The 10905-nt window shown below is 39.0% G+C and carries 8 protein-coding genes and 1 tRNA gene; 7 read left to right on the plus strand and 2 right to left on the minus strand.

Annotation, left to right across the window (positions count from 1 at the left end; genetic code table 11):
* Window positions 1–142 precede the first annotated feature (142 nt).
* Window positions 143–1618 carry a hypothetical protein gene (locus tag K1X82_13270; GenBank protein MBX7183077.1) on the minus strand — a complete coding sequence of 492 codons (1476 nt, stop codon included), beginning with the start codon at window positions 1616–1618 and terminating at the stop codon, window positions 143–145.
* 31 nt (window positions 1619–1649) lie between these two features.
* Window positions 1650–3635 (minus strand): hypothetical protein, encoded by a 1986-nt coding sequence (locus K1X82_13275; GenBank protein ID MBX7183078.1) that lies wholly within the window; start codon window positions 3633–3635, stop codon window positions 1650–1652.
* 99 nt (window positions 3636–3734) lie between these two features.
* On the opposite strand from K1X82_13275, the gene proS reads away from it, so the two are divergent.
* The 7 genes from proS (at window position 3735) to rpmB (ending at window position 10593) form a co-directional block, all read left to right on the plus strand.
* The gene (proS, locus tag K1X82_13280) at window positions 3735–5210 is read left to right on the plus strand and encodes a proline--tRNA ligase (protein MBX7183079.1); all 1476 of its coding nucleotides are present in this window, start codon (window positions 3735–3737) and stop codon (window positions 5208–5210) included.
* Between the two features lie 5 nt (window positions 5211–5215).
* The gene (locus K1X82_13285) at window positions 5216–5851 is read left to right on the plus strand and encodes a hypothetical protein (protein ID MBX7183080.1); all 636 of its coding nucleotides are present in this window, start codon (window positions 5216–5218) and stop codon (window positions 5849–5851) included.
* A gap of 182 nt (window positions 5852–6033) precedes the next feature.
* Window positions 6034–6105: transfer RNA gene (locus K1X82_13290), tRNA-Glu, on the plus strand.
* Between the two features lie 360 nt (window positions 6106–6465).
* Window positions 6466–8070 carry a T9SS type A sorting domain-containing protein gene (locus K1X82_13295; GenBank protein ID MBX7183081.1) on the plus strand — a complete coding sequence of 535 codons (1605 nt, stop codon included), beginning with the start codon at window positions 6466–6468 and terminating at the stop codon, window positions 8068–8070.
* A 638-nt stretch (window positions 8071–8708) separates the two neighbouring features.
* A complete protein-coding gene (locus K1X82_13300; GenBank protein MBX7183082.1) occupies window positions 8709–9455 on the plus strand; it encodes a hypothetical protein in 747 nt (248 codons plus the stop codon).
* Window positions 9456–9568: 113 nt separating this feature from the next.
* Window positions 9569–10252 carry a sphingomyelin synthase family protein gene (locus K1X82_13305; GenBank protein ID MBX7183083.1) on the plus strand — a complete coding sequence of 228 codons (684 nt, stop codon included), beginning with the start codon at window positions 9569–9571 and terminating at the stop codon, window positions 10250–10252.
* Window positions 10253–10356: 104 nt separating this feature from the next.
* Window positions 10357–10593, plus strand: coding sequence for a 50S ribosomal protein L28 (gene rpmB, locus K1X82_13310; GenBank protein MBX7183084.1), 237 nt, complete (start codon window positions 10357–10359; stop codon window positions 10591–10593).
* Window positions 10594–10905 lie beyond the last annotated feature (312 nt).

Here is a 10905-nt window from a genome sequence, read left to right on the forward strand (position 1 = left end):
TCTTCAATGATTCTTAAATTTGCGTTCAACATTAGGATTATAAGATTGGTTTTGTTGGTCGTACTCCAAAATTATATCTTATAGTCCTTTGTTTTTATTAGTTTTTCCTTAACTTAATGACATTGGGGGCCCGCCAAATGAATTAAAATTTTATACCAAAAGTGGCCAAAACATTTCCGGAAGTGTTTCGAATAGCGGCAGAAGCCCCATTTCCGGCATTTAAATCGTAGAAAACATAATCCGCTTTGTAGGTGCTGAAAACGTAGGCTACATCAAAGAAAAGGTGTTTACCCATGTAGCCACCACCCAGGGAAAAATTCATACGGTTGAAGTAAGAAGGGCCTGATTTATAAGGGTTTCCGAACAAAACTGCACCGGCACGGATACTCATATTGGCAATTTTCCATTCGGTACCCATGCGAATATTTCCGGTAGGGCGATACAAGTTGCGGGTATTTTGATTTTCGGTAGTAAAGCTATAACCATCATTTGCGCTAAGGCGAGCCAAGGGATAATAGATAAATTCGTAATCGGCTGTAATAAGTCCTAATTTACCGATAATAAAAGCTAAACCTCCGTTGAAACGAGGTGCTGTACTTAGGGTGTAATTGTAGCTTCCATTGGGCGAATTGTAGATGTATTGAGCAGTATCGAGATTTGAGCTCATGCTATTATAATAGGTATCGGCCATTTGGTAGATGGTTGGGGAGATGGCCGAAGCGCCTAATCTAAACCAGTTAGAAGGTCGGTAAATAAGACCGAATTTTACATTAAAACCGCTTCCTTGGGTTTTTAGGTAACGGGCATAGGAAAAATTGTCGAAGCCATTGTAGGCGAATTTCGCATCGGTTTCGGAGTAGGTTGTTTTTTCGGTATATCGAATACGGCTGATGCCAACTCCCAGGCCAAGGTGCAATTTATTAGCCACATTGGTGCCAAAGGTGAAATTAGTTTCTCCGATTCGGCCAATAGTTTCAAGTCGAAAGCTTTGGGTATTTCCGCTAGATTGAACCACGGAGGTGTAGTGGTCGGCCAAGACGGAATCGGGGTTGAGCAGATAGGTTTGATAGGCTAAATTTTCGTTGAATAGGTAGCTGCCTTGGGAGTTAAGGACATCGGTAGAAGTTCCATTTCCACGGTTTAAGTTTTCCAGGTAACTATCCATTAGGGAAGAGCTGGAATTTGGGTTTTCGGAAAATAGGTTTTGGTGAAAATTACCTAGACGTGTGTAGGTAAGACCAAGGCTAAAGCTTTGTATACCTTTATTGGGATCTTTGCTCCATTTATTTCCGAAAGTTCCTATAAAACCCCAGGAGCCAATATTGAGGTTTAATTTCAGATCGGAAGTTTGATTGCCGGCAAAGTTGGAGGAAGCTGAAATGCCATAGATGGCCGGTGTAAATTGAAATTGTGAGCTTCGGTTTGCAGCGATACCAGCAGGATTGGTGGCTGCGGAGGTCATATCTACTCCAAGAGCGGTAAATGCACCACCCAAGCTTTGAAAACGGGCTGTACCTACTACATCAACTGAAGAGTAACGAAGAGCATCTACTTCATTTTGGGCAAAGATGGTACCTGAGAGCAGGCAAAATCCTGCCACGATCAACTGCTTTTTCATGTGATTACTTTTCTAAAATTTGTCAAGTTTATTATCTTCCACCTCTGCGTGTACCACCGGAGTTTCCGCCACTTCTGGATCCACCTCCAAAGCTTCCTCCGGAGTTTCCGCCACCGCTGCCACCTCTAAAACCACCTCCATTGTTGAAACTACCACCGCTAGGTGCTTGGTTTTGATAGTTTCCACCGCCATTACTTCCACGTGGGGTTGGATTTGATGGTGCTTGTTGGTAGTTTCCGCCGTTGTTGCGGTTTCCACCGTTGTTGTAGCCACCGTTGTTGGGAGCTTGAGGTTGTTGTTGGTAACCACCTCCGTTGTTGCGGTTTCCACCGTTGTTGTAGCCACCGTTGTTGGGGGCTTGAGGTTGTTGTTGGTAACCACCTCCGTTGTTGCGGTTTCCACCGTTGTTGTAGCCACCGTTGTTGGGGGCTTGAGGCTGTTGTTGGTAACCACCGCCGTTGTTACGGTTTCCGCCGTTGTTGTAGCCACCATTATTGGGGTTGTAGCCGTTGTTGTTGGAGCGGTTAGGGTTTTCGTTTTGGTTATAATAATCCTGGTTATTGGAATTTCCGTTGTTTCGAGTGCCGTTATCGGGGCGGGTATACACGTTAGGGTTTGAATTGTAGTTTCCTTGGTTATTGTTGCCGTTGTTTCTGGAATTTGGGCTGGTATATTGATCGGGTCTGCTGGCGTTGGGTGTGTAAGGTCTGGAGTAATTGTCGTTACCTCCGGCCTGATTTAAGCCATAAGGCCTATTGTTAGAAGGGGTTTTTGTTCCGGTAGTTGGGTTGGAATTGGAAGGGGTTCCGGAATTGTTGTTATTGGAATTAGGTGTTTTATTGGCATTATCGTATGCGTCGGGTGAGTTTGATGCATTCGGGTTTTTATTGGTTGCATTCGGAGAGGAAGAGTACCCGCCCGGGCCTGGTTTATTTTGGTTTGGATTAGAGGGATTGTTGGTAGTATTTGGTGTTTTACCTTGGGTCGCATTTGGACTAACGGTATAGTTGTCGGAAGGGTTTTTAGGGCTGGAATTGGAATTTCCAACCGGATTTTTACTATTTAAAGTAGGGTTACCTTTGGTTCCCACTCCATTTGTTCCATTCACTACATTACCTTTATATCCATCCGTAGGCATTGGAACTTTGTCTTTTAGTGCCTGATATTTATCCCCGAAGGTTGTGAATTGAGTGTTTTTGATACCGGGTTTAGAGCTAAGGGAAGCAGATCGGTGACCATAGTAGAAATTGCTATTTCTGTCATAGCTGTTGTAGTAATTATAAGTAGAGTTGTTTAAACCGTCATAATAACCATTCCAATAGCCATTGTTGTAGCCGTTGTTATAGCCATTCCAATAGCTGCCGTAACCATAACCATAATAGCCGGGGTATCCCCAGTAGGAATGGTAAGGACTTCCCCAGTAATTCCAGCTATTCCAGGGGTTATAGCCGTAGTATGGGTTTCCCCAACCGCAGCTCCAGCAATTCCAGGAGTTCCATCCCCATCCTGTACCATAGGAGATGGTAACGGAAGGTCCCCACCAGCTATAGGTACTATAGATACTAGTGCCATAGTAGAAAGGGTCGTAGTTGTAGTAATACATATTGGTGTAATAGTTATCATAGTAGCCATAGCTATAAACCGGGTTGTAAAATCTTCGAATTCGGGAAGAATAGGAGTAATCGTAATAATCGTCGTAGTAATTATTAGTTACATAGGTATTACCTCCATTTTGATTGTTGGAGGTATTATAATTAGAGTCGTAATAGTCGGCATTTCCGTTGGAGTTGTTGTTGGAATAATTCCCATTTTGGTTATCTCCGTTAGAATTGTATTGGTTGGGGTTGGAATCGGAACTTCCTGAATTGTTTTGATTCGGGGAAGAATAATTGTTGGCCTGTTGTTGCCCTGGACGGTAATAAACATCGTCGTTGCTGGGGTAATTGTTGGTAACATAAGTTGTTTTGCAAGAACTTAATGTTACTGCCAAAGCGGCTAAAAAAAGGAGATTTTTCATTGTTAGGGTCCTCCTGACAGATTTATTGGTAAAGTTGGCTAATGCTTTTCTACTTTTGTGACGCAATTTTATTTACAAAGACTATACCAAACTAAAAACATGGCTAAAGATTTTACGAAAAGAAGCGAAGATTACAGCAAATGGTACAATGAGTTAGTATTGAGGGCTGATATGGCGGAGAATTCGGATGTGCGTGGTTGCATGGTAATAAAACCATACGGATATGCTATTTGGGAGATTATGCAACAAACCCTTGATAAGATGTTTAAGGATACAGGCCATGTGAATGCCTATTTTCCGTTGTTTATTCCAAAAAGTTTTTTGGAAAAGGAGGAAGGTCATGCGGAAGGATTTGCAAAAGAATGTGCGGTGGTTACACATTATAGATTAAAAGTGAATCCGGAGAAGAAAGGTAGTTTGATAGTGGATCCTAATTCTAAGTTGGAGGAGGAATTGATAGTGCGTCCAACTTCCGAAACCATTATTTGGAATACTTACAGGGGTTGGGTTCAGTCATATCGTGATTTGCCAATACTGGTAAATCAATGGGCGAATGTAGTTCGTTGGGAAATGCGAACTCGATTGTTTTTGCGTACTGCTGAATTTCTTTGGCAGGAGGGGCATACTGCTCATGCAACGGCAGAAGAAGCTATTCAGGAAACGGAGCGTATGTTGGATGTTTATGCAGATTTTGCTGAAAATTGGTTAGCAATTCCTGTTGTAAAAGGGGTAAAAACTCCCAATGAGCGTTTTGCAGGTGCCTTAGAGACCTATTGCATTGAAGCCATGATGCAGGATGGGAAAGCCTTGCAAGCCGGTACTTCTCACTTTTTAGGACAGAATTTTGCCAAGGCATTCGATGTGAAATTTTCGAATAAAGAAGGGCGGCAAGATTATGTTTGGGCTACTTCATGGGGAGTTTCAACCCGATTAATGGGAGCCTTGGTAATGACTCACAGCGATGACAATGGATTGGTTTTGCCTCCGAAATTAGCACCGACCCAAGTAGTAATTGTACCAATTTATAAGGGGCAGGATCAATTGGAATCTATCTCCAAAAAAGCAAAAGAGATAAAAGCCAAATTGGAAGCTAAAGGTATACGTGTAAAGTACGATGATAGGGATAATCAAACACCTGGCTGGAAGTTTGCCGATTATGAGTTTAAAGGAGTTCCACTTCGAATTGCCATTGGTCCGCGTGATATGGAAAATGGTACAGTGGAATTGGCCCGTCGTGACACATTAACCAAATCAGTGCACCAACAAGCTGATTTGGAAGATTTGATACCCGGTTTATTAGTAGAGATTCAAGATAGTTTGTTTAATAAAGCCCTGACAAAGAGAACCGAAAATACATTCAGGGTAGATAGTTATGAAGAGTTTAAGGCTATTTTGGAAAAAGGTGGATTTATTATGGCCCATTGGGATGGGACACCCGAAACCGAAGAGAAGATAAAGGAAGAAACCAAAGCAACTATTCGTTGTATTCCTTTGGATAGTCAATCGGAAGAAGGTAAGTGTATCTATTCCGGCAAACCATCGGCCAAGCGAGTATTGTTTGCCAGAGCGTATTAGTAATTATGCTTAGGGTTGACACAAAGAATCCGTTATTGCGGCTATTGGTTGTGGTTTATGGATGGATTTTCGGCCTTTTGTTTTATTGCATTTGTCTAGTTTGGCGAAGTACAGTTAGGTTAGAAGGGAAGGAAGGGCGAGACCTACTTCTTAAGGAAAGGTATGTGTTGGTTTTATGGCATGAAGATTTAATCTTGTTTTTCCTGGCATTTTCAAATTTGCCCAATCAAATTTGGATGAACCATCCGGCTTGGTTTATGAAGCCTATTCATGTTACACTTTATTTGATGGGAGTGCGTAACCTGGCACTTGGAAGTTCTGGAAATTCGGGGCAACTGGCCTTAGAAAAGGTTGTTCAAGGCTTACATCAAGGTCTAAGCACGGTAGTAGCTGTAGATGGTCCGGCAGGACCTCCCAAAGTAATGAAGCCCGGCGCTATGCGGATGTCCTTACTTTCAGGAGTTCCCTTGCGGACGCTCCGGTTTGAGTGTTCCCGATTTTTTCGTGTGGGGGGGTGGGATCGCAAACGGGTGCCATATCCATTTAGTCAAGTTGATATTCGGATTGGAAATTCAGAATTCATTAAGGAGGAGTCAGAAATAACCAAGGAAAGGATGGAATCCGTTTTAACTCCTAATTAGGTTTTATTTAGCATAGCCAAGCTATTCTAGAAGAGGTGAAGTGTTTATTGGTTAAAGTGAAACCAATAAATATTCGACAAGGAAAAAGGAAAAGGAAGGGCAAAAAATAGGTTTGGATTAAATTTTTTTTCAAAATCCTTTTTTGATTCAAAAATATGTCTACATTTGCACCCTCAAATTTTGGCCCGTTCGTCTAGGGGTTAGGACGCAAGATTTTCATTCTTGAAACAGGGGTTCGATTCCCCTACGGGCTACGAAGTAAAATTTTAAAGGCCTGCAAATCAACAGATTGCAGGCCTTTTTTAGTTTCTGGGGGATGGAATAGGGGACAGGTTTGGTTAAATGAGTGTTATGGTATTGGTTTTAGTTATGTCTAGTTGACTTCAATTAAGGTAAATGATCTAAATTCTTTAACGAACGAGACTCACACCATTAATATAGATATTTTAAATTCCTCAATAAACAGAGGGTTGGATTTAAACGAAAGTTTTATTAAAGCTGGTGGAATATCCTTCAAGAATAGCCTTTCTTTATTTGGTTTAGGTTTTTCTAATAATACATACCAACCATTTATTGGTGAAATAGGTTAATATTGCAATTAGATTAAAAAACTAATGAAAAGAATTCTTAAAGTTACTTGTCTATTCTTGCTATTTTCGATTAAATCAAATTGTCAAGAATTAAGTTTGGAAAGTGCTAAATGCTATGGAGGAGATGGTGATGACATTGCGTATTCCGTTTTTAATACCATTGATAATGGATTAATATTAGCAGGCAGTTCCAATAGTGTTAATGGTGATATTTCAAATCATCCATATCAAGGAGACGACTTTTGGATTGTCAAATTAGACAACCAGATGAATGTTGAATGGGAAAAGACATATGGAGGGTCATATGAGGAAATTGCATATTCTATAATTCAATTAACAGACTCTTCCTATGTGGCTGTCGGTAGTTCCAAATCGCAAGATGGTGATGTTTCTTTTCATCATGGGTTAAATGATTATTCAGATTGTTGGATAATTAAGTTAGATAAATTGGGCAATCTACAGTGGGAAAAATCAATAGGAGGTACTCAGATAGATTATGGTGTTAAAATTTTACAAGATGAAAATGAATTGGTGATTCTTGGTGTTTCAAGTTCAAATGATGGTGATGTTTCAGGGCATCATGGTGATTCTACTAATTTTGATAATTGGGTTATTAAATTAGATTTGAATGGAAATTTTATTTGGGAAAAGTCTTTTGGCGGTAGTTTTTATGATTACCCTGGCGATATAATTAAAACAGATGTCGGTTATGCAATTTGTGCTTCAACAGGATCAAACGATGGAGATGTGACTAATCACTTTGGTTTGACTGGAAACTCATTTCTTTATTCCGATGTATGGGTATATTTATTAAACTATAATGGTTCGCTTTTGCAGCAGAATTCTTTTGGGGGGTCTTCTCCAGATGAAGCTTATTCAATAATAACTAATAATTCCGGTGGTTTTTATGTATGTGGAAATTCTAAATCTACTGACGGAAATATTACTATTAACAAGGGACTTTCTGATGGATTAATTTTAAATTTGGATGGGAATTTAAATTTATTATCCCAAAAGACTTTTGGAGGCAATTTAACCGAGGGTTTCAGAGGCTTAATAAAAGGAGTTAATGACGATAATAATCTCTTATTTTTAACTGGTTCTACTCAATCGAATAGTATGGATATTAACAACCATTATGGAGTTTCAGATTATTGGGCTTTGTTAATCGATACAAACTATAACATTATTTCCACCCGTTGCTATGGAGGTAATGAAAATGATTTTTGTTATTCCAGCTGCAAAAAGAACTCAAATTCAATTGTATTGGCCGGATATACAAGATCCAATAATAACGATGTTTCAGGATTGCATGGAAATTCAAATTTGAAGGACTATTGGTTAGTAAATTTGGGGTTTACATCAAGTATCGCAAACCCTAACTATTCAAATAATATTCTATTCCCCAATCCGTCCTCAGATTTTTTGAAAATAAATACTTTGAATTTAAGTCAAAATACTAAAATTAAAATTCTAAATTCAATTGGCGAAGTAGTTCTTCAACTCAATTATTCAAACCAAGATCAAATAATAATAGATACAAGAACTCTAAATAATGGAATATATTTTCTTGAGTATTCAAATACAACCACACTTGAAAAATTTAAGGTTGTAGTTAATCATAATTAGAATGAAGTTGATTGTTTAGAAAATAAACCTTTAGTTAAATTGAAGGAGAAATTCTATAGTCAATATGGTGAGGACAAATGGATTATAGAAAATTTAAAATTGCCCGATATTGGAATTTTCATTGATAGAGGGGCAGCACATCCAGAAAAATTCTCTAATAGCCTTCATTTTGAAGAAAGGGGTTGGAGTGTAATTTGTATTGAACCCCAACAAGAATTCTTTCATCCCTTCTCTATATTCAATTTTATAGAAGTCTATTGTAAGGCCTGTGAAAGTAAAAACTAAAGAATTTAGACAAAAAAATTGATAGTTGATTTTCGATTTTCATTGCTTTGAAATAATTTTTTCTTCATTCTAAGTTACCTTTTTCACAATTGGGAATTAATGATTACCATTACTTTTGACTCAAGGCTTAGGATTTTTCTTCTTTTACTTATTGCTCAAAATTTACAAAGTCCAATTGTATTTACCTTTTCAATAACCTTTAACTATTCATCCCAACACCCTCATCACTTCCACCACCGAGTTCGATATTTCGTTGGTAAGGTGTACGAAGGCATCCATCGGATGCCTTTTTTGTTTGCCCATTTTCTTCCTGTAACGAGTTGTTGTTTAAATTTGGACATTAATATTTTCAAATGAAATCGAGCCTTAAATTCTTGCTGTTTAGTTTGTTTGTTCTTTCCATGTTGGCAGTCTTAATTATGCCTTCGTGTAAGCACCATCCCGATGATTTGGTGCCGGCAGACACAACCCAAAATCCCATTGATACCACTACCAATCCTATTGATACCTTGGTTTGTGATACTTGCCCGGAAGGTGTGGTTTCTTTCTCGGAAGATATTCAGCCAATTTTCAATTCGCAATGTGCACAGGCCGGATGCCACGATGCTGCCACCCATGAAGAAGGTTTGGTGCTAAATACCTATCAAAATATAATGGCTACAACCGATATTGCTGAAAAAGGCTTAGGTTCGGATGTTTGGGAAGCCTTAAATGAAACCGGTGATGATATGATGCCACCAAATGGTCCATTATCCAACGACCAACTCAATCTGATAAAAGCATGGATACAACAAGGTGCGCAAAATACTACTTGCACTCATACTTGCGGATGCGATACCAATCAGGTTTCGTATTCTCAGTTTGTAGCACCTAAACTTCAAAGCTTTTGCATAGGTTGTCATAGCAATTCCTCTAGTCAAGGTGGTGTGAATTTGTCGGGCTATGCCAATGTAATGACTTATGCTCAGAATGGAAAACTCATGAAATGCATTAACTGGGAGTCAGGTGTTTCGGCTATGCCAAAAGGGGCTCAGAAATTGAATGATTGTACTATTTCTAAAATTCAAAGTTGGATAAATCAGGGCAGTTTGAATAACTAGTATTTAATCTAATCCTTTGACTTTTAAACATATCCTGTATTTGGTTTGATAACTTTTGCAGGTGGAACGCTTATCCCGTTTATCTTTGCCCTCCCTTTAAAACACAGATAGCTATGCAAAATTCCATCCTTCAAATTTGGAAGTCGCATCTGGATGCAGTCGAGTTCCGTAAACAAACCTTTGCTACCCTCGCCTTACTTCTGGTTTTTCTTTTCTCGTACGGGAAATTTATTTTGAACATTGAATTAAGGCCCGGAGTGGTATTAAATGACCCGGTTTTGGCCTTAATTCCTGCCAAAGATGTTTCCTGGATTGTTTTCACCTTATTGTATTCATGCGTGGTGTTAATGGTTTATCAGGCAGCACCCAGGCCTTATTTGGTTTTGTTAGGTTTTCAAACCTTTCTCTTGATGTATGTTTTTAGAACGGCAGCCATTTACTTGGCACCTCTTGATCCGCCTAATGGCTATATTCCTATGGTTGATCCTGCAGTTAATTTACTTATTCCGGATAGCAATATCTTAAGTCGTGATTTGTTTTTTTCCGGACATACGGCTGTTATGACCATTGGTTTTCTCTTTTCCGCTACCAGAAACTTTCGAATATACATGGGTGTATGCACCCTACTATTAATGTTCTTTCTGGCAGTTCAACATGTGCATTATTCCATCGATATCTTTATTGCACCTCTTGCAACCTATTCCGCATTTAAATTAGTAATGAAGTACCAAACCGCAAATGGACTTCTCAGGGAAATGGAAGAAGAAAACATACGCTCGCTTGGACTGGTTTTCTAAAGATTTCGTTGCTGAATTGCATTATTTAAAAAAATACCGAAAAAAATATTTTTTACATTCAAAAGGTTTATATCTTTGCACCCCTTCAAAAAGTAAAATAAGTCATGTCAAGAGTTTGTGAATTAACCGGAAAAAAAGCCATCACTGGTCATAACGTTTCTCACTCGAATCGTAAAACCAAAAGGTTGTTTAAGCCAAATTTGAAGCTTAAAAAGTTCTATATCCCAGAAGAAAACACTTGGGTGACTATCAAAGTTAGCACTTCTGCATTGCGTACCATTCACAAAAAAGGTATCTCTGCTGTAATCAACGAAGCTTTCGAAAAAGGCTTTATTGCATAATATTTCTTACCGAATTCTTAAACGCCCCTGGTTATCCTTGGGCGTTTTTTTGTTTCAAAAGGTCTGGTGCATATTGTAGGACTGCCGGAATCTCTCCAACCGGGTATTAACCTGGAATTTGAGTTTAAGTATTTGCTTATCTTTCCGAGTACGATAGCAAATCTGTAATAGTTCAATGATGCTTGGCAATTATTTACCTGAATAGCAATTGCATCGGCATTTATCCCTGAAATTTTCAAACTAGTTTTTGGACTATTTCTTCCAAAACATTGAAAAAGAAGTAAAAGGTTGAGGTTGCACCTCGGGCAACGA

The organism is Bacteroidia bacterium, assembly GCA_019695265.1.
GTDB lineage: Bacteria > Bacteroidota > Bacteroidia > JAIBAJ01 > JAIBAJ01 > JAIBAJ01.